At 41.7% G+C, this 19,087-nt stretch carries 15 protein-coding genes and 5 pseudogenes; 7 read left to right on the top strand and 13 right to left on the bottom strand.

The features are described 5' to 3' along the window. Positions 1-55: 55 nt before the first annotated feature. From CRI9333_RS20215 to CRI9333_RS20165, 12 genes and pseudogenes are all read right to left on the bottom strand, one after another. A complete protein-coding gene (locus tag CRI9333_RS20215; RefSeq protein ID WP_041226137.1) occupies positions 56-646 on the bottom strand; it encodes a DUF3038 domain-containing protein in 591 nt (196 codons plus the stop codon). Between the two features lie 97 nt (positions 647-743). Next, positions 744-1,622 (bottom strand): annotated as a pseudogene (locus tag CRI9333_RS20210) (Smr/MutS family protein); the annotation flags it as partial. Between the two features lie 15 nt (positions 1,623-1,637). Further along, the gene (locus CRI9333_RS20205) at positions 1,638-2,936 is read right to left on the bottom strand and encodes an IS4 family transposase (protein WP_083890046.1); all 1,299 of its coding nucleotides are present in this window, start codon (positions 2,934-2,936) and stop codon (positions 1,638-1,640) included. A gap of 165 nt (positions 2,937-3,101) precedes the next feature. Beyond that, positions 3,102-4,700 (bottom strand): annotated as a pseudogene (locus tag CRI9333_RS20200) (endonuclease MutS2); the annotation flags it as partial. 299 nt (positions 4,701-4,999) lie between these two features. After that, positions 5,000-5,284, bottom strand: coding sequence for a type II toxin-antitoxin system RelE/ParE family toxin (locus CRI9333_RS20195; protein WP_015205014.1), 285 nt, complete (start codon positions 5,282-5,284; stop codon positions 5,000-5,002). Beyond that, complete coding sequence (locus CRI9333_RS20190; protein ID WP_015205013.1) at positions 5,281-5,496, bottom strand: hypothetical protein; 216 nt, start codon at positions 5,494-5,496, stop codon at positions 5,281-5,283. The genes CRI9333_RS20195 and CRI9333_RS20190 overlap by 4 nt, the downstream gene beginning before the upstream one ends. 94 nt (positions 5,497-5,590) lie before the next feature. Further along, positions 5,591-5,893: pseudogene (locus tag CRI9333_RS25910) on the bottom strand (WD40 repeat domain-containing protein); the annotation flags it as partial. Further along, positions 5,862-6,062 carry a hypothetical protein gene (locus CRI9333_RS20185; protein ID WP_015205012.1) on the bottom strand — a complete coding sequence of 67 codons (201 nt, stop codon included), beginning with the start codon at positions 6,060-6,062 and terminating at the stop codon, positions 5,862-5,864. The gene CRI9333_RS20185 and the pseudogene CRI9333_RS25910, both read right to left, overlap by 32 nt. A 14-nt stretch (positions 6,063-6,076) precedes the next feature. After that, positions 6,077-6,307, bottom strand: coding sequence for a hypothetical protein (locus CRI9333_RS20180; protein ID WP_232229360.1), 231 nt, complete (start codon positions 6,305-6,307; stop codon positions 6,077-6,079). A 106-nt stretch (positions 6,308-6,413) separates the two neighbouring features. After that, entirely contained in the window at positions 6,414-6,965 is a 552-nt protein-coding gene (locus tag CRI9333_RS20175) for a hypothetical protein (protein ID WP_015205011.1), read from the bottom strand. Positions 6,966-7,149: 184 nt separating this feature from the next. Further along, positions 7,150-7,614: pseudogene (locus CRI9333_RS20170) on the bottom strand (NAD(P)/FAD-dependent oxidoreductase); the annotation flags it as partial. Beyond that, positions 7,566-8,153 carry an Rpn family recombination-promoting nuclease/putative transposase gene (locus CRI9333_RS20165; RefSeq protein ID WP_051035415.1) on the bottom strand — a complete coding sequence of 196 codons (588 nt, stop codon included), beginning with the start codon at positions 8,151-8,153 and terminating at the stop codon, positions 7,566-7,568. The pseudogene CRI9333_RS20170 and the gene CRI9333_RS20165, both read right to left, overlap by 49 nt. A 145-nt stretch (positions 8,154-8,298) precedes the next feature. Between CRI9333_RS20165 and CRI9333_RS20160 the strand changes: the two genes are divergently transcribed. The 4 genes and pseudogenes from CRI9333_RS20160 (at position 8,299) to CRI9333_RS20145 (ending at position 12,908) form a co-directional block, all read left to right on the top strand. Further along, the gene (locus CRI9333_RS20160) at positions 8,299-9,462 is read left to right on the top strand and encodes a GuaB3 family IMP dehydrogenase-related protein (RefSeq protein ID WP_015205010.1); all 1,164 of its coding nucleotides are present in this window, start codon (positions 8,299-8,301) and stop codon (positions 9,460-9,462) included. A gap of 308 nt (positions 9,463-9,770) precedes the next feature. After that, positions 9,771-10,097, top strand: a complete 327-nt coding sequence (gene trxA, locus CRI9333_RS20155) for a thioredoxin (RefSeq protein WP_015205009.1) — start codon at positions 9,771-9,773, stop codon at positions 10,095-10,097. 403 nt (positions 10,098-10,500) lie between these two features. Continuing rightward, positions 10,501-11,767: pseudogene (locus CRI9333_RS20150) on the top strand (RNA-guided endonuclease InsQ/TnpB family protein). A gap of 76 nt (positions 11,768-11,843) precedes the next feature. Beyond that, complete coding sequence (locus tag CRI9333_RS20145; RefSeq protein WP_015205008.1) at positions 11,844-12,908, top strand: LOG family protein; 1,065 nt, start codon at positions 11,844-11,846, stop codon at positions 12,906-12,908. Between the two features lie 116 nt (positions 12,909-13,024). Here CRI9333_RS20145 and CRI9333_RS20140 read toward each other — a convergent pair whose 3' ends face one another. Further along, positions 13,025-14,503, bottom strand: coding sequence for a leucyl aminopeptidase (locus tag CRI9333_RS20140; RefSeq protein ID WP_015205007.1), 1,479 nt, complete (start codon positions 14,501-14,503; stop codon positions 13,025-13,027). A 624-nt stretch (positions 14,504-15,127) separates the two neighbouring features. Between CRI9333_RS20140 and CRI9333_RS20135 the strand changes: the two genes are divergently transcribed. The 3 genes from CRI9333_RS20135 to CRI9333_RS20125 all read left to right on the top strand — a co-directional run bounded on the left by CRI9333_RS20135 (position 15,128) and on the right by CRI9333_RS20125 (position 18,855). Next, the gene (locus CRI9333_RS20135) at positions 15,128-16,036 is read left to right on the top strand and encodes a tetratricopeptide repeat protein (RefSeq protein WP_157462358.1); all 909 of its coding nucleotides are present in this window, start codon (positions 15,128-15,130) and stop codon (positions 16,034-16,036) included. A gap of 82 nt (positions 16,037-16,118) precedes the next feature. Continuing rightward, the gene (locus CRI9333_RS20130) at positions 16,119-17,417 is read left to right on the top strand and encodes an IS4 family transposase (RefSeq protein ID WP_083890046.1); all 1,299 of its coding nucleotides are present in this window, start codon (positions 16,119-16,121) and stop codon (positions 17,415-17,417) included. A 208-nt stretch (positions 17,418-17,625) separates the two neighbouring features. Next, entirely contained in the window at positions 17,626-18,855 is a 1,230-nt protein-coding gene (locus CRI9333_RS20125) for a lytic transglycosylase domain-containing protein (protein ID WP_051035413.1), read from the top strand. The last annotated feature ends 232 nt before the right edge of the window (positions 18,856-19,087 follow it).

Below are 19,087 nucleotides of genomic sequence, written 5' to 3'. Positions count from 1 at the left end.
CCGAAGTGAGTTAAAGATGTTGAGGTGATTCTCTTCCTCTTTCCCCCTTCCACTATTAGTTTCGCGTCCGATTGATCAGGGCTAACCACAAACGCCTATGACCATGAGGCGCACCATAGAACAGCAACTCAATCAGCAGTTTTAAGGCTAACTTACTGAGAGCATCAGTTGATACCTTTTCGCCATCTTCCATGCGATCCTGATAGGTGTTGCTAAAAGCATCAAGATAATCTCCTAGTAATGGCGCTTGGTGGGGTGGGCGATTTTGTTCAGCTTGCTGTTCAAGTAAATCAACAGCTTGACGAATTAATTTTTGGTGTTGTTTAGCCAAATCGCAGCTAATTAACACTAAGGCTCGTGCTTCTTCCACATCTAGCTTTTTCCGCCCTCCCGAACTTTTACGGTTAGGATTGGATTGGCGCAGCCGCCACAGCGCCACGCGATCTGCCACAATTGACTCTAAGTTTAGATCTTTAGCTGCTTGGAGGATTGCCTCAGAGGTAATTTTTGCTAAAGCTTCCAATGCCAGCAAAACTAAATCTAGCTGAGTCTTAATATTGTCGAGTTCTACTGGCTCTGGTTCGTGACCTAGAGGCAGATCCTCCCACTGGGGAGTTGGCGATGGCATCATCACGATGGAGGACATAAATTAAGGATAATGAACAAGACAAGTTATAACTTCACCGTTACCAGTCTTGAAACCAGATTATATTCGGTTTGGTTAAGTTTTCTTGCGTTCTATTCTATTTAAGATAAGCAATAGTCACGCCTGCGCCTCCTTCAGATGCACCAGCTAACTCAAGATGGTCAAGTTGAGGGTGCTGCTGCAAAAATTCGTGAACTCCTTGGCGTAATTTGCCTGTTCCTTTACCGTGAATAATCCATAAAACTCCAGAGTCTGTAGCTTGGGCGATCGCTCGCTCAATTTGACTCTCGGCATCCATTACCCGACTTCCCCGAATATCAAGGGTATTTTTGGAAGTGCGAATTACTGGTGCTGGCGCTTTGGGTGGGGTATCCTCCTTTTTGGATCTTACTGTTTCTTCTGCTTTCTTCAATGGTAGATCAGGTTTTTGACCATCAAGTGATTCAATATCTGCTAAAGATACTGTCATTTTCATGATCCCAAAACGAACGTTTAATTCGCTATTATCATTAGGCTCACTAAGAACTTCAGCCGTTTGCCCAAGGCGAGGAATCCGCACGCGATCGCCTATTTGGGGTTTAAATCCTGGTTTAGGTTTAGGTAACGGTGTTACAGGTAAGCGGTTTTCCGCAATTTCATTCAATGCCCCTGTTGCTCTTTGCGCTCTTTGGGCAGTCAATGGTCCTTGCTGCAATTTGCGAATTACCTGAGCAATTTCACCTTTAGCTTCGATAATTGCTTCCTGTACCATTTTTTCTTGGTGCTGGCGTAATTCTCGTTCTCTTTCTTGCAAGGCTGAGGCTTTCTTTGTTACCTCCTGATGCAAACGTTCTGCCTGTTTTAGCAGTTTTGCCGATTCCTGGGCGTTAGTTTCTTGGTTACGGCGTTGAGCTTCCAAACCAGATATGACTTGGTTTATTTCTTCTGAGGCATCGCCAACTTTTTCTTGGGCATTATCCATTGGTGACAAGTTAAGCCTGTAACTGTTTTGTCAAGAGGCTTTCAGAGAATTGTTGAAAAAAAACTGGTCAGACCCTCGTTGAAGATTGGGAAAAGGAGCGACAATCAACTTAACATTGGGGTTTCGTTGCTGTTTGATAATACCTAAATCTCGATTTTCGGGATCAGCAAAATACTTAACGGGGTCTGTTGCCTTACCTTTCTGATGAGCCATAGTAAAATGATAAAGACCGCGATAAATCATTTCTAATGAAATCTCGTCGAAGGGGAGAGCAAGTTCATCTGCTACGGCATCACCTAAATCTACTAAAACCGCATAAAATAACCAGGTCGCCCAAATTTGTAACTTAATTCCATTGATTGAACCCGTCCATAAATAACTTAAACCTAAAAGCCTCTTGACTGTGTTAAAAGCATCTTCAATCCGCCACCGCCGCCGATATAAATCTGCTACCACATAAGGGGGTAAAATATTAGGGTCTAGGACGCTGGTTAAATAAGAATGCCAGGTTTTTCCTGACCTGACTTCAATCAAACGCAAGGTAATAAATGGAGTCTTCTTTGTGCCAGAACCAAAGCGTATCTTCCGATCTCTCAGTTCATAACTATCGGTAAATATTTGTTCTACTTTGATTGCTGCTCCTTTTTTTATTCTCGTTATAAAATCTACTTTTTTCTCAATTAATTGAAACCAAAAATTAAAGTGATAAAACCCTCTATCCAATAACAGCAAGGTGTTTTTTGTTACTAAATTTAGAATGTTTTCTTCAAGTTTAATATCAGAAGCTTTAGAATTTTCTTCAAACCAAATTTCTACAGGTAATCTAGTCATTAAATCAATTACTGTACTCATTTTTCCGGCTAATTGCCCTCTTTGAGTCTCTTCTAAGCTTTTTAACTTCCTAAACAATGCCTCCAATGTTGACCCATCTACTATCCAAATCTTCTCAAATTTTGACAAGGTAAATTGAATACTTTCTGGCAATGGACGTTGATTTCTACTATGCCAAGTTGCTCTTAAACTCGGCAATAAATCTTTAAATACTTTTTCAAATAATTCAGATGGAAATGTTAAAAATCTTTGTGATACCGCTTGTTGACTAACTTTTGTGGGACTACACCACAGAAAACCATCTCTGGCTAACATTCTTGTTAGTTCTCTGACTCCTGCCACATCTCGCCACAGCAAGGTCAACACCGCCGCCATCATCAACGGTAAATTCAGTATCCGTTCTCTGAGTCCTAATTTTCGGTAGTAATTTTCTTGATTTGTAATGGCTGGTGTCAGTAATTTTTCCAATTGCTTGGCTATTACTTCGTCTTCCACCAGTGGTCGTTGTTTCTTTTTCGCATGGTCTCGATTGGTTTTTCGGCTTTGTGTCATGGCTGGTCTAAATCGCTCAACTACTTGTCTAGACTGAGTTTCTCACGATTTTTGACCTAGCCAAATACCACCCTTGACAATTTTCTCTTTTCCTTAACTTGTCACCAATGGGGCATTATCAATAATTTCTGACTTCAGACCCAAACGTTTAGCAATTGTCAAGGCATTAGATCTACCTGGAATACCCCAAAGCAGTCGGTAAGTAGGGCTAAGTGTATCTTCGTTAAATTCTACAGAGGCATTTTCAAACCGCTCATCCTCGTATTTTAGGGCTTTAAGTTCGCCGTAGTGAGTGCTTGCAAGTGTTAACAGGGAATGATCTGCTAAGTATTGTAGTAGTGCGATCGCTAATGCACTACCTTCGGCTGGATCGGTTCCTGCTCCTACTTCGTCGAGTAAGACAAGGGAGGAGGGAGGGGAGAGGGGAGAGGGGTGAATTTGATGATCTAAATTGTCCTCTGTTTTCTCACTACTAATCGCCTCAATAATTCGACTAATTCGGCGAATATGACCAGAAAATGTCGATAAGCTTTGCTCTAAAGATTGCTCATCACCAATATCAGCCAGTACTAAATCAAACCAAGGTAGTTCTACAGGTTCCCGCGCAGGTACAAATAAACCAACCTTCGCCATCAGTGCGGCTAACGCTAGGGTTTTCAATGTCACTGTTTTACCACCAGTGTTAGGTCCAGTAATTGTCACCACGCGAGTTTGTGGCTGAATTACTAAACTAACTGGTACGACAGCCGAACCTTGCTCATGTTGATGCTGCCATACTAAAAGCGGATGACGCAGTTGACGCAGAACAATTTGTTCACCAGTTTCACGCTCAATAAATCTTGCAGGGTTTGCTTCTAACCACAAGCTGTAACGCGCCCTAGCGGTCGCTAGATCTAAAGTTGTTGCTACTGCTAATAAATTCTCTAAATCTGATTTAACTGCTGCTACCTGCTCAGTTAAAGCCCGCAGAACAGCTTCTATTTCTACTTGTTCTTGGCGCTGATGTTGTCGCAGTTGATTTCCCAGTGAGACGATCGCATTTGGTTCGACAAATAATGTCGCGCCACTGCTAGAACTATCGTGGACTATGCCAGGAATTGATTCTTTATGGGTTGCTTTGACAGGAATAACAAAGCGATCGCCTCTTTGGGTAACTAACTGTTGCCCAACAGCATTACTTTGTCGCTGTAGAATACCCTGCAAGGTTTGATAAATTCTGTCTCTTATTCCCTTAAGCTGGGTACGAATACCACCAAGTTTAGGACTAGCGCGATCGGCGACATCTCCGCGATCGTCAATACAACGATGAATTTCCTGTTCTAATTCTGGATAAGTGCGTAAATCAGCCACCAGTTCTTTTAATACTGGTATATCTTCTTGGTCGTCAAGCATCCGACGCAAGCGCCGCATTCCTGCAAGAGTAGTGGCGATCGCTAATAACTGCTCTCCAGATAAAATACCCTGGAGTTCCGCCCGTTGGATCGACTCGCCAATATCTTGAATACCTTCAAAAGATAAACCAGTAGTCAGGCGATTTTCTAGTTCGTAAATTTCCTTAGTTTGTGCCAAAAGTTGGAGACTTTCCGCCTGAGTAGGTGGAATCACCAAATTACGTGCTGCTACTACACCTAGCTTTGTGGCTGCAAATGTAGCTAAGTGCTGGCACAGGCGCGACCATTCTAGTAGTTCTAGAGTTTCAGATTGAATCAAAGTGCAAATATTAAAGCTGATCCTATCCTAATTATTAAGCACGTGCGATCGCCAGTGTGAGTAGAATTAACCGACCTACTCCTCTATCTACTGAGATCTTGCACCTGTCGCAATAGCCCACCTTCTTAATCAAACCCCAGGCTAATAGCGAAACTCTTCTAAAGAAGACTGGCAAGGAAATTCAGTTTATTTTAATGGACTTTTGCTACGTTCATCGGAACTTGAGTTCTGGGGGGTATTTGAGGCTTACCTATTTATCTTGTTTGCCTTGACGGAGAGCGTTTAATTCGCTGACTTACTTAGTAGACTTCATCATGAGTACCGATATCAATCAATAATATCTCTTCTTCATTTGTTTCTTCATTTTGCTCAAAGATAAAAACAATACGACAATCATATTCTACTGAACACGCCCAAGCTCCAGACAATTTACCTTTTAGTCTATGGGTTCGTAAAATGGGATCGTATGGATCAGTTGCTAATAATTTGAGTTTATTATCTATTTTTATTTTTAAGTCTGGGTGGCGTTTGATAATCGCCTTAAAAGCTCGTTTAAATGATGAGCTTATAACTAAATTCTTCATTCTTCAAGTTCTGCAATAATTTCATCAACAGTTCCTCTAAAAACCTTGCCTTCTTGATATTCTTGATCAGCTTGGGCGATGTTAGCAGCTATTTCTTCCCTTCTTTGCTCAATTTGCCGATGTCGCACAATGTTGATTAAGTCTTCTTTTTCATCAAGAGAAAGATGGTCGATCATTTCTAGAATTTGATTAAACTGTGTTGTTTGAGTCATATTTATTAGCAGTAGCTTATGGCTAATTATTTCTGATTTTAATTTACTCAATTGAGAAAAGCAGCGTATTGTGTTTTATCAACCTCAACCCCATCTATATTGCTCGCCAAATTTTGATAGTGTTGTCGTCACTCCCACTGGCAAGCAACTCCCCATCCGAACTAAAGGCGACTGAATAAACGCCGTCGGAATGACCCGTGAGGGTGCGAAGTTCAGATCCTGTAGCTACTTGCCAAATTTTGATGGTGTTGTCTTTACTCCCACTGGCAAGCAACTCCCCATCCGAACTAAAGGCGACTGACCCAACCCAGTTGGAATGACCTGTGAGGGTGCGAAGTTCAGATCCTGTGGCTACTTGCCAAATTTTAATAGTTTTGTCGCCACTCCCACTGCAAAGACAATTCAGGAACCCAATCTGGTCGCTCTGTTTCTAAAGCTTCATAAACCGCTTGATACCCCCGCACAATTGACTCAATAACTTGAGATTCAGCTGATAAGTTGTTTTTTATTAATTTTAGTTTACAACCACTTACCGCATGACTAAAGGTGAGAGGATGCGATCGCATCTTCTAATTAACCATCAGTTAGACTGATTTGCGATCGCTGACTCTACCTGTTCCACTGTTAAATTTAATCCGATTGCCACTTGTTCCACACTTAAACCCAATGTTAATAATCTGGGAATTGACTCTAACTTAGCTTTCATCTCACCTTCATCTTTAATATCTTGATAAAGTCGTGATTGTTTAAACTCATCTAAACCCAACATTGCTTGTAACTCCTCCCGACTTAAATCGGCAAATTTGTACATCAAAATTGTTTCTATAATAGACCTCTTGCAAAAGTCAAAAATTTTATAGAAATGGGAAAAAGTTGAAAAAATTGTTCCCTTTTTCCTTTTCCCTTTACCCTAATTTTTATCCTTTTACTCCAACTACAACCCACAAGTACTCTTGCCCAGGTATAGGTTTAAGAGGTGAAGGTATTTTAGGGAATGGCGGGTCAAAAGGCAGGCTTTCATCAAATATTATTTCTTCGGTTTCACCAGTGATTTCAACCTCGGATACTGATACTGATGATCCTGATTGAGTAGTTGGTGAAAAAACTTTGTACCCTTCTTCTTTGAGTTGGTTAACTACGTCTGTAACATCACTCTTTGAAGGAGCAGGAACAACTTTTGTTTCCGTTGAGATAATTCTTTCGTCCTTTTCTTCAATTTTGCCACCAATAGCTATATAAAACCCTGCTGGTTTTGAATAGCGGTAAATGTCGCCATTCACGATAATGACTGGATTCTGAGTTTCACCACTTAGTTTTTCTGTTGTAAGATTAGGTACTAATACTTCATAGCCAAGTCCTTGGAGAATCTCGACGCACTCCCTGGACTCTGTTTGTGAATTAAAAACACCTGTGAAACTGTCATGTACATCGATTAGTTCTTGGAGTTCTGCTGTGCTTAGTCTTGCCATTACTTTTTCTTCAATGGTTAGTTAATGTGATAAGTTGCTTGTTTCTAATTTATGCAACTTTCAGGCTGTTCGTAAATTAAACCTTATCTACATTGAAACCCGTAGGTTTCCTCGTCAGGGTCAAGATGATTTTTACGCAAAGGCTATTACCCAAGAGGGACTGTGCGGAGCGTAATCACAAATATTAAAAAATGTGTACAAGAAAAATATTAACACTTCTAAGTTTGGAAAAAACAAAACAAGCCGCAGCTAATCCAGAAAGCATTGCACCTTCCACAAGATTGCCGCAACACCAATCACCACAGCAAACTAATGGTAAGGGAGTTCCGGCAGACAAAAATGTTTCGTGCCAAGGACGGCTAGGAAATGCATAACGCCAACGATGTACTTGCATCCATTCGGGAGTATTGAGCCAAGGAAGAGACAAAGATTCAGCTGCTCGTTGCAACATAAGTTGTCCAGCAGGTTGTAAATCCTGTGATTCTAGATGGCGTTGGGCAAAATCAGCGCTACTTTGCAGCACAAAATGTGGTTGCTGAGGGTTAGGACGCTTGCTACTGTCCAAACCAATCCATGCTAAATCAGCATCATCCATAAAAGTTAGAGCTTTCCACTGAGGAAGTGGTTGGGATGTGGGAGAATACCCAGATCTAGAATTTTCTGCTGAGTTAGTTCTTCAGTTAATTGCTGTCTCGCTTGGGAGATTAACCGCTTTCCCCACTCAACAGCCGTATCTTCCTCTTCTACCACTAACTGCACAATTCCCCAACCCACAGAACTTTGAGCCGCTTCCCCTAACTCATCTAGATATATGCGCTGTACCTGTGGATTTTCCAATAATAACTGATAAGCTTCTGTATCATCTGGTTCTAAACTGCGTTTGCGAAATACTACTACAGCACACCAAAAGATTACTTCTTCATTCTGTTGTAAATAAATAAACAGTTCCGCAAATAACCGCCTGTAGAAACTAGGATCAGGTTGAAACTGAAGCTCTAGAAAATATACGGGTTGACTCGCTGATTCAATCCTGGGGATTAATACCCCATCAATCCGAAATGCCGTTTCTTTTAGTTCTACTGAAGAAAAATCATAGACACTCGGATCTATATTTCTCTCTCCAATTAACTCAAAAAATATCTCAGGAAACTCCTGAAATAAACCGTAAAATATCTTATCAGTTCGCATAATTTTGCTTTTTTGCTCCTTAGTACGTGGGAGTAATTAAACATCAATTAACAATGACCAATGACCGATAACCAATGACCACTTAGCCGATACCCGCTACAATTTGATACCCTAGCTTAAATAGTCTTGGGAAACGGTAACGAGAGTGGACATTCAAATTGGGCGGGGTAAAACGGCTCGCAGAGCTTACGGATTCGATGAAATTGCATTAGTCCCCGGACAGCGGACATTAGACCCCAGTTTGGCAGATACTCGCTGGCGTATTGGTGGTATTGAAAGAGACATCCCCATTATTGCTAGTGCGATGGATGGCGTGGTCGATGTGAAAATGGCAGTCCGCCTGTCGCAACTCGGAGCAATGGGTGTTCTCAACTTGGAGGGTATCCAAACCCGTTATGCTGACCCAGAACCAATCTTAGATAGGATTGCATCAGTTGGCACTTCCGAGTACGTCCCCTTGATGCAAGAGTTATATGCAGAGCCAATCAAGCCAGAACTGATTGAACAACGGATTCAGGAAATTAAAAGTCAAGGTGGTATTGCAGCAGTTAGTGCGACACCTGTGGCAGCAGCTAAGTATGGCGAAGTTATTGCCAAAGCTGGTGCTGATTTGCTGTTTATACAAGCAACAGTGGTTTCTACGGCTCACCTCTCACCGGATTCCGTAACTCCACTCGATTTGGCTCAATTCTGCCAGGAAATGCCAATTCCTGTGATTTTGGGTAATTGCGTCACCTACGAAGTTGCTCTAAACTTAATGAAAGCTGGTGCTGCTGCTGTTTTAGTTGGTATTGGACCTGGTGCAGCTTGTACATCTCGTGGTGTATTAGGTGTAGGTGTACCACAAGCAACTGCTGTTGCTGACTGTGCAGCCGCTCGTGACGACTATTATCACGAAACTGGCAATTATGTTCCAGTAATTGCTGATGGTGGTTTAATTACTGGTGGTGACATTTGTAAGTGTATTGCTTGCGGTGCAGACGGTGTAATGATTGGTTCTCCTTTTGCTAGAGCTAAGGAAGCACCAGGACGCGGTTTTCATTGGGGAATGGCAACTCCTAGCCCTGTATTACCTCGCGGTACTCGTATTCGTGTAGGTACAACTGGCACTCTAGAGCAAATTCTTGTTGGACCAGCACAGCTTGATGATGGCACTCATAACTTGCTGGGGGCGCTCAAAACTAGCATGGGAACATTGGGAGCGAAAAACATCAAAGATATGCAGCAAGTTGAAGTAGTAATTGCACCTTCTTTGCTGACAGAAGGAAAAGTTTACCAGAAAGCCCAGCAATTAGGTATGGGTAAGTAGAATTACTGCCTAAATACTACTTCAAAAAATATGACAGCCTATCTTAGGAATCATTAGAAAAACTAAAGCTGTCGCTTACAATAGAAGAAGCGGAGACGCAAGTTTCCGTTCACTCCTCACACCACACTCCGCCCGGACTGGTTTCGGGCGGTTTCTTATTGGAAACTGCAAAAGAGGTATAGGAAATTATAGTGTATATAAGTTTAAATTTACGTCTAAATACATACATTTATATATAGAAAATGCCTGTTTTTGCTATGGTAGAATTTCCTATAAACTATAAACACTATATGTAAGGAATTCTAGGGATGTCAGCAGCCGCACAAGTTACAGACTCATCATTTAAGCAAGAAGTACTTGAAAGTGAAATTCCCGTTTTAGTAGATTTTTGGGCTCCCTGGTGTGGTCCATGCAGAATGGTTGCACCTGTGGTGGAGGAAATCGCCCTGCAATACGATGGTCAGGTGAAGGTAGTCAAACTCAACACAGACGAAAATCCTAACGTTGCTAGTCAGTACGGTATCCGCAGTATTCCTACACTGATGATTTTCAAAGGTGGACAACGGGTTGATATGGTTGTGGGTGCTGTCCCCAAAACTACCTTGTCAAATACTTTGGAAAAGTACCTCAACTAACTTGACATCGGTTTCGTTTCGAGCCAATTAGAAAACTACTTTTCAGATAGTACTACCAATTAAATTAAGCTTGGTTGTACAGCGTCTTGGCTCATTAGTGCTAAGGCGCTTTTTAAAATGTTTAATTTATTACCCTTTATCCCTAACCGCATAAAAACTTATATAGCAAGGTTCGCTCTTGCTATTGAATCTTTTGTAGAGTTGGGGCGGGTTTATGATTATTACTGCTGTGAGTATAAGTGGTTCTGTCAACCCGCCCCTACAACAGAGGCGCGGAACATACAATTCATCTTACCATCAACCGCAATTCATCTCCCGACATAGCTGTACTCAGCTTGGCGGTGAGATGAATTGCGGACAGGATTTGTGTTAGGATAGTTACGTCAAGCAAAGCAACGTAACCATGTTGGTATTTGAGGCAAAACTTGAGGGATTGAAAGAGCAGTACGAGAAGCTTGATGAAGCTATTCGTACTGCTCTTTTCGTGCGTAATTCCTGCCTGAGATACTGGATGGATAATCGGGGCATGGGGCGCTATGAGTTGAGTGCGTATTGTGCTGTCTTGGGCAAAGAATTTGCTTGGGCAGGAAAGCTTAACTCGATGGCTCGTCAAGCCAGTGCAGAAAGGGCATGGTCTGCCATTGCTCGCTTTTTTGACAACTGCAAAAAGAGTAAGCCAGGGAAAAAGGGGTATCCTCAGTTTAAAAAACTTGCTACACATGGTTCTGTAGAATACAAAACTAGCGGGTGGCAACTTTCTGACGACCGCAGATATATAACTTTTTCTGACGGATTTAAGGCGGGAACCTTTAAGCTTTGGGGGACCCGTGACCTGCACTTCTATCAACTGAAGCAGATTAAACGAGTGCGGGTAGTGCGTCGTGCTGATGGGTATTATGCCCAGTTTTGTATCGACCATGAACGAGTGGAAAGGCGAGAACCAACGGGTAAAACTATTGGCGTTGATGTGGGGTTGACCCACTTCTACACCGATAGCAATGGAGAGACAGTTGCAAATCCTAGACATCTTCGCAAGAGTGAGAAGTCTTTGAAGCGATTGCAACGCCGGATGTCTAAGACTAAAAAGGGTTCCAACAATAGAGCCAAGTTGAGAAATAAACTTGCACGTAAGCACCTCAAAGTAAGTCGCCAGCGTAAAGATTTTGCTGTAAAGACAGCAAGGTGCGTGGTGAGGTCTAGCGACCTTGTGGCGTATGAGGATTTGCAGGTGCGTAATATGGTCAAGAATCATCGCTTAGCTAAATCAATTAGTGACGCTTCCTGGTCGCTGTTTCGTGAGTGGGTTGAGTATTTCGGCAAGGTGTTTGGCGTGATAACTGTCGCAGTCCCACCCCACTACACCAGCCAAAATTGCTCTAACTGTGGTCAGGTTGTCAAAAAAACCCTTAGCACTAGAACTCATGTTTGTGCTCATTGTGGACACACTCAAGACAGGGATTGGAACGCGGCACGAAACATATTAGAAAAAGCATTGAGTACGACAGGTCATGTCGGAATTAACGCCTCTGGAGAGACTGGTCAATACAGGAAGTGAAGAAATTCCTTCAAGCAAATCAACTCGTGGAAAGAGGAAGCCCAAAGAGCAATCTTTGGAATCCCCCGCTATATTCGGTACTCCGAATGCTTCGGAGGGAGGATGTCAATCCTGAATGCTATATATAACGGCGATCGCATTGCTGGCAAGAATCTCGCTACAATAGAATCCCGCTTATATTACTAAAAGTTATGGTATCGTCTGCTGCAAATGATCTTGAATCACTGCAAACGGAATTAGCTGAATTAGTTGAGAAGCTACCGACCTTAAAGCATGGAAAATGGATACAGCGATCGCTAGAAGTATTGCTGAGACTTTCAGAGCAGGAAATTGACCGACTAGACTGGAAAATTCTCAGCGCCGCTATGCAGGATATGGAGCGGGCGTTTAATGTATTTTATCCTTATCGGCACGTCCGCAAAATTACGATTTTCGGGAGTGCGCGAGTGTCGTCAGAGTCTCCAGAATACCGCATGGCTGTGGACTTTGCTCGTCGTGTGACCCAGCAAGGTTTCATGGTAATGACTGGTGCTGGCGGGGGCATTATGCAAGGAGGTAATGAAGGGGCGGGCGCTGAAAAGTCTTTTGGTCTTAATATTGAACTATCCTTTGAGCAAGGGGCAAATCCTTTTATTCAGGGCGATCCGAAGTTAATTGATTTTAAATATTTTTTTACACGGAAGTTATTTTTTCTGCGAGAAAGTGATGCGATCGCATTTTTTCCTGGTGGTTTCGGTACTCAGGATGAAGCGATGGAATGCTTAACACTTTGCCAGACTGGTAAGTATGGTCCCGTTCCTATGGTATTAATTGATCGACCAGGTGGGAACTATTGGCAAGCTTGGGAAGCTTATGTTCATACTCATTTAGTTGAACCTGGTTTAGTTAGTCCAGAAGATCCCAGTATGTATACAATCACAGATAACTTAGATGTAGCCTGTGAGGTAATTAATAGCTTTTATAAGGTTTATCACTCTAGCCGCTATGTTGAGGGCAAGTTGGTCATCCGCCTGAAATCTGAGTTATCTGATCAATGCGTTGAGCAGTTAAATAAGGACTATAGCGATATTTTAATTAAGGGAAAAATTGAAAAAGCTCAAACATTTCCGACTGAGTTGGGAGATGGAACTGAAGATTTACCTCGTTTGGCTTTACACTTCAACCAACGAGATTTTGCACGTTTGTATCAAATGATTTATACAATTAATCGCTTATGTACTCCCCTACAAGAAACAGTGCATCCAGAAATTAAATAATATAGCGGTACATCTGTAGAGACGCGTTCGCGTAGCGTGCGCGCAGCGCATAATTTCGCGTCTCTACATCCCCTACAGGTGGTTTATTAATCTAAAATTTGCGTAACTTCTGTTGATTAAGCTTCTCCTAGCGCCCAATGAACCAGTGTGCGTACTGCGAATCCAGTTGCGCCAGAGTTATTGTAGCCGTTTTCTTTATCTGCCCAAACTGGACCAGCAACGTCTAAGTGCGCCCAAGGAGTTTCTTTGACGAACTGTTTGAGGAACAAAGCGGCAGTAATTGCGCCACCACCACGAGGTCCCGTGTTTTTCATGTCAGCAACGGGGGATTTAAGACCTTCAAAGTATTTCTCTTCTAAAGGCATCTGCCAAAATTTTTCCCCTGCTTTTTCAGCAGCTTGAGTAAGTTGGGAAGCTAGACCGTTATCGGGACTCCATAAACCACCAATATCATCACCCAAGGCTATGATGCAAGCACCCGTAAGTGTGGCTAAATCAACAATGGCATCAACTTCTAGCTTCTCTGCAAATACTAAGGCATCAGCTAGGGTAAGTCGTCCTTCAGCATCGGTATTGTTGACTTCGATAGTTTTGCCATTCGATGCCTTGAGAATGTCACCAGGGCGCATTGCGCGACCGCTAATCATGTTTTCGGTAACGGCACTAATGAAGTGAACTTCGACATCTGGCTTAAGTTGTCCAATAGCTTTAGCAGCACCTAAAGTAGCAGCAGCGCCCCCCATATCCATTTTCATGGTTTCGATGCCGCTACCAGCACCTTTGATGTTAAGACCGCCTGAGTCAAAAGTTAAACCTTTACCAATTATTGCCAATTTCCGGCGGGGAGTTCCTTGTGGTTTATATGTGAGGTGGATAAATTTGGGTGGTAAATCAGATGCCTGTGCAACACCGAGAAAAGCACCCATCCCAAGGCGTTCACAATCTTCTTTTTCCAAGATTTCTAGTTGCAAACTATGGGCATCTGCGATCGCCTGGGCAGTTTCTGCCATTGTGATTGGAGTACACTCATTTGGTGGAGCGGCTACTAATTCTCTGGCTAAAATTACTCCATCACAAATTTGTTGAGCGCGAGTAATAGCTGCTTCCTGACCCGCAAAACCTAATAAATCTACTTGTTCTACTGCTGTAGGCTTGTCTTCAGGTTCAGATTTAAAACGATTGTCTTGGTGTAAAGCTAGGATAACTCCTTCTGCGATCGCACCAGCAGTTACATCTGGGTCATCATTCCATACAGGTAGACTAATTCCTAGTGTTTTACACTTTTCTTTTCTGGCTGATCTAGCCACAACAGCCGCCGCTCTACGCCAGCCGTCTAATTTTACCGCCTCTTGTTTACCCAGCCCCACAATAATTATTTTGCGAATCTTGCTACCACCGCCCACACGAGTAGTTGCACTACTGCCAACACTGCCCTTAAATTCTGTTTCAGCAATTAACTCTTTTAAAGTACCAGCAAACTTGTCATCAAGTTGCGCTAAATCTCCACTGAGATCAACCCCATTTTCAAAAAATCCAATTGCTAGGGCATCTCCTGTCCAGTTTAAGACTTTACTATCAATCGCTCGAAATTCCATTGTTGGTTAAACCTAGAAGTACCTGTACCAGTATTGCCCAAAAATTCCCACGACTCATCAAAATTTTCCGTGTTTCTAAACTAGCATCTGATTTCACTCAAACATTTGCTTATCAAACTCACTCGAACAGTAAAAAAGCAAATGAGACATCCAGCACAAGATATATAAATACCTTAAAATAAAAATTTTTTATATCATCCGTAAAAAATATATTATGGGGATATTTGGAGTTATATAAAGGGAATTTTTTCAAATAAAGGTATTAATTGCCAATATCCAGTAGCTTGTTTTCAAATTCTCTGCTGAAGAACGATTATCTGATCCCACATAAGTTTTACAATGGGAGCTTATAGTATTAAACTATCAAGAAAGCATACTTGAGCTTTTACTTTGACTAAAAGTTTTAATGTTGAACTTACGCAAGTTGATATTTTCACGGCAAATAAAAGCTTTACTCTAGCTGGTTTTAGGTTTCCTACTATCTGTTTTTTGAATTATTCGGTTTTCTAGATTTAGCTGATTTCAAACAAAAATTTTTTGTAGCTCATTTTCTTGTAAACCATTAGCGGAGGGTGCTTTTGCTTGCCACTATCATCGGTGAATGTGGGACGTAAAACGTAAAATATGATGAAAAAATCAAGTATAGTTGTTTACCGCTCCAATACATATAGACAGAAACAATCGCCAAGCAAAATAGCAGTTGCTAGTGGCGTAGGAGTAGCTGCGCTTGTGATTGGCGCAACTGTGTTGGGAGCAAGTTATGATTGGTACGGAAAATTGCTCACCTGGCGACCATTCATCGGTCAAAACAGCCTTAATTCTGCCAATCAAGAAAAATCCGAAGTTTTACATCTAGTATCTTCACCTACATCACAACGAGCAGGACGTTTAGAAGCTATCGCCCAGGGTAAAGATTCTCTAGAGCAAAGTCGCGCCCGCTATCTATTGGCGACAGACTTGCTGCAACAAAAACAAGCTAAAAAAGCTTTGAGTTGGTTAGAAGGGTTAGAGAAAAATTATTCAGTTTTAGCACCCTACGTTTTGCTGAAACGTTCCCAAGCATATCAATTAAGCGGGGATAAAGCCAAATATGAGGAAGTATTACGCGAACTTGTAAAAAGCTATCCCAACTCGCCTGTGGCGGCTGAGGCAATGTATGTTTTGGGAAGTAGGGAACGACAATTTTGGGATCAGGCGATCGCCAAATTCCCCAGTCATCCCCGCACGTTAAAAATTATCCGTCAGCAATTGGCACAAAATCCCAATCAGCAAAAATTAATGTTGCTGTTGGTCAAGTATGCTCCCGATTCACCTAACATTACTTCAGTATTAGACCAGCTATCTAAACAGTATGCTGCACAACTTAAGGCTGAAGACTGGGAACTGATCGCCTCATCTTATTGGCAAAACCGAGAGTATAGCAAATCCGCCTCTGCTTATATGGGTGCTACCATTGGTGACAAGTTAAGGAAAAGAGAAAATTGTCAAGGGTGGTATTTGGCTAGGTCAAAAATCGTGAGAAACTCAGTCTAGACAAGTAGTTGAGCGATTTAGACCAGCCATGACACAAAGCCGAAAAACCAATCGAGACCATGCGAAAAAGAAACAACGACCACTGGTGGAAGACGAAGTAATAGCCAAGCAATTGGAAAAATTACTGACACCAGCCATTACAAATCAAGAAAATTACTACCGAAAATTAGGACTCAGAGAACGGATACTGAATTTACCGTTGATGATGGCGGCGGTGTTGACCTTGCTGTGGCGAGATGTGGCAGGAGTCAGAGAACTAACAAGAATGTTAGCCAGAGATGGTTTTCTGTGGTGTAGTCCCACAAAAGTTAGTCAACAAGCGGTATCACAAAGATTTTTAACATTTCCATCTGAATTATTTGAAAAAGTATTTAAAGATTTATTGCCGAGTTTAAGAGCAACTTGGCATAGTAGAAATCAACGTCCATTGCCAGAAAGTATTCAATTTACCTTGTCAAAATTTGAGAAGATTTGGATAGTAGATGGGTCAACATTGGAGGCATTGTTTAGGAAGTTAAAAAGCTTAGAAGAGACTCAAAGAGGGCAATTAGCCGGAAAAATGAGTACAGTAATTGATTTAATGACTAGATTACCTGTAGAAATTTGGTTTGAAGAAAATTCTAAAGCTTCTGATATTAAACTTGAAGAAAACATTCTAAATTTAGTAACAAAAAACACCTTGCTGTTATTGGATAGAGGGTTTTATCACTTTAATTTTTGGTTTCAATTAATTGAGAAAAAAGTAGATTTTATAACGAGAATAAAAAAAGGAGCAGCAATCAAAGTAGAACAAATATTTACCGATAGTTATGAACTGAGAGATCGGAAGATACGCTTTGGTTCTGGCACAAAGAAGACTCCATTTATTACCTTGCGTTTGATTGAAGTCAGGTCAGGAAAAACCTGGCATTCTTATTTAACCAGCGTCCTAGACCCTAATATTTTACCCCCTTATGTGGTAGCAGATTTATATCGGCGGCGGTGGCGGATTGAAGATGCTTTTAACACAGTCAAGAGGCTTTTAGGTTTAAGTTATTTATGGACGGGTTCAATCAATGGAATTAAGTTACAAATTTGGGCGACCTGGTTATTTTATGCGGTTTTAGTAGATTTAGGTGATGCCGTAGCAGATGAACTTGCTCTCCCCTTCGACGAGATTTCATTAGAAATGATTTATCGCGGTCTTTATCATTTTACTATGGCTCATCAGAAAGGTAAGGCAACAGACCCCGTTAAGTATTTTGCTGATCCCGAAAATCGAGATTTAGGTATTATCAAACAGCAACGAAACCCCAATGTTAAGTTGATTGTCGCTCCTTTTCCCAATCTTCAACGAGGGTCTGACCAGTTTTTTTTCAACAATTCTCTGAAAGCCTCTTGACAAAACAGTTACAGGCTTAACTTGTCACCAATGGGGTGCTACTGAGACTCCATTTAATGCTTATCGCGTTGCTAGATCGCTAGAACTTAGCGGACAAAAGCCAGGAGCAATTAACGCATATCAATACGTAGTTAGTCATTTCCCCGATGCTGAAGAAACTGCTAGCAGCTTAATCCGTTTAGCTAACTTATCAAAGCTACCAGAAGCATTGTCAGATCTAGACCAAGTAAAAGCTAAATTTCCAGAACGAGCAAGTCAAGCTCTCAGCACCAAAGCCGAAATGCTAGTAGCAAGCAAAAATCCTCAAGCTGCTCAACAAGATCTGCAACTGTTATTAACTAAGTATGGTAACTCGGAAGCAGCAGCAGAATATCGGTGGAAACAAGCACAAGCTAAGGCTGCCAGTGGTGACTTACAAGCAGCTTCCCAATTAGCGCAAACTATCACAGTGGAAAATCCTAAAAGCCAGTATGCTGCCAGAGCAACTTTTTGGTCAGGGAAATGGGCGAAGATACTAGGCAACGAGAAACAAGCCAAAGAAATGTTTGAAAAGGCACTGGCTAACTATCCTCAGTCTTACTATGCGTGGCGCTCTGCTGTTTACTTAGGTTGGGATGTGGGAGATTTTACCACAGTACGTCAATTATCTCCTGAGATTGTGCGACCTACAGCGCGATCGCAACCACCTGTTGGTTCTGAAACTTTCAAGGAACTATATCAGTTAGGGCAAGATAGTGATGCTTGGACACTTTGGCAGACAGAATTTCAAAATCGTTTACAACCAACAGTATCAGAACAGTTTACAGATGGATTGCTAAAACTCAAGCTAGGTAAGCATCAAGAAGGAATGGCCCAAATTTCTCAACTAGAAGATCGTGAAACCCCAGCAGAGCAAGCAGAATATCAAGCTATACGCGGAAAAATGACTTACTGGCGAAGCTTATATCCATTTCCCTATATAGACTTTATCGAAAGATGGTCACAACAACGTCAAATCAATCCCTTGCTAGTAACTGCTTTAATCCGGCAAGAATCACGCTTTGAGCCAGCAATTAAATCTCCTGTCGGTGCTACTGGTTTAATGCAGCTAATTCCTACTACGGCTGCTGCTGAGGCTAAAACTGAAAATTTGCAGCAATATTCACTTACCAATCCCAAGGATAATATTCAACTGGGGACAGCTTATCTAGCTACAACTCATAAGCACTACAACAATAACTCTCTGTTAGCCGTTGCTAGTTATAATGCTGGTCCTGGTAATGTTTCTAACTGGCTGAAGCAAAAACTACCAACTGATCCAGATGAATTTGTCGAAGCAATTCCGTTTGAGGAAACCCAAGGATATGTGAAAAACGTTTTTGGTAACTACTGGAATTATTTGCGGCTATACAATCCAGAAGTTAGTCAGCAGTTAGCTCAACACTCAGCTAGTCAGTAAACAGCAATGCGTTGATGAGACAGTGGCAAATAAATTGATAACTAACTTCACATCAAGGGTTATTTGCATAGTAATTTATTGGCTATAGTGAAAGGGAAATGTCCCTTTCAATGTTTTGGCTAAAGTAGAGGTTTGAGCAGATTTAACGTTAAATGTGCTTGAAATACTTCTTTGCTTCCTTTGCCTAATAATTTATAGCCACTAAATTTTGTAAGAGTTTTAGAGGAAAATC

The sequence above is a fragment of the Crinalium epipsammum PCC 9333 genome, assembly GCF_000317495.1.
Taxonomy (GTDB): domain Bacteria; phylum Cyanobacteriota; class Cyanobacteriia; order Cyanobacteriales; family PCC-9333; genus Crinalium; species Crinalium epipsammum.
The sequence above is the reverse complement of the archived record's forward strand: the minus strand, read 5'-3'. Positions and strand labels throughout refer to the sequence as shown.

Coding starts and splice junctions, on each gene's coding strand:
- CRI9333_RS20215 (WP_041226137.1), bottom strand. CDS start 646: ATGTCCTCCATCGTGATGATGCCATCGCCAACTCCCCAGTGGGAGGAT.
- CRI9333_RS20175 (WP_015205011.1), bottom strand. CDS start 6,965: ATGGCAAGACTAAGCACAGCAGAACTCCAAGAACTAATCGATGTACAT.
- CRI9333_RS20185 (WP_015205012.1), bottom strand. CDS start 6,062: ATGCGATCGCATCCTCTCACCTTTAGTCATGCGGTAAGTGGTTGTAAA.
- CRI9333_RS20140 (WP_015205007.1), bottom strand. CDS start 14,503: ATGGAATTTCGAGCGATTGATAGTAAAGTCTTAAACTGGACAGGAGAT.
- CRI9333_RS20145 (WP_015205008.1), top strand. CDS start 11,844: ATGGTATCGTCTGCTGCAAATGATCTTGAATCACTGCAAACGGAATTA.
- trxA (WP_015205009.1), top strand. CDS start 9,771: ATGTCAGCAGCCGCACAAGTTACAGACTCATCATTTAAGCAAGAAGTA.
- CRI9333_RS20135 (WP_157462358.1), top strand. CDS start 15,128: ATGATGAAAAAATCAAGTATAGTTGTTTACCGCTCCAATACATATAGA.
- CRI9333_RS20190 (WP_015205013.1), bottom strand. CDS start 5,496: ATGACTCAAACAACACAGTTTAATCAAATTCTAGAAATGATCGACCAT.
- CRI9333_RS20195 (WP_015205014.1), bottom strand. CDS start 5,284: ATGAAGAATTTAGTTATAAGCTCATCATTTAAACGAGCTTTTAAGGCG.
- CRI9333_RS20165 (WP_051035415.1), bottom strand. CDS start 8,153: ATGCGAACTGATAAGATATTTTACGGTTTATTTCAGGAGTTTCCTGAG.
- CRI9333_RS20180 (WP_232229360.1), bottom strand. CDS start 6,307: ATGTACAAATTTGCCGATTTAAGTCGGGAGGAGTTACAAGCAATGTTG.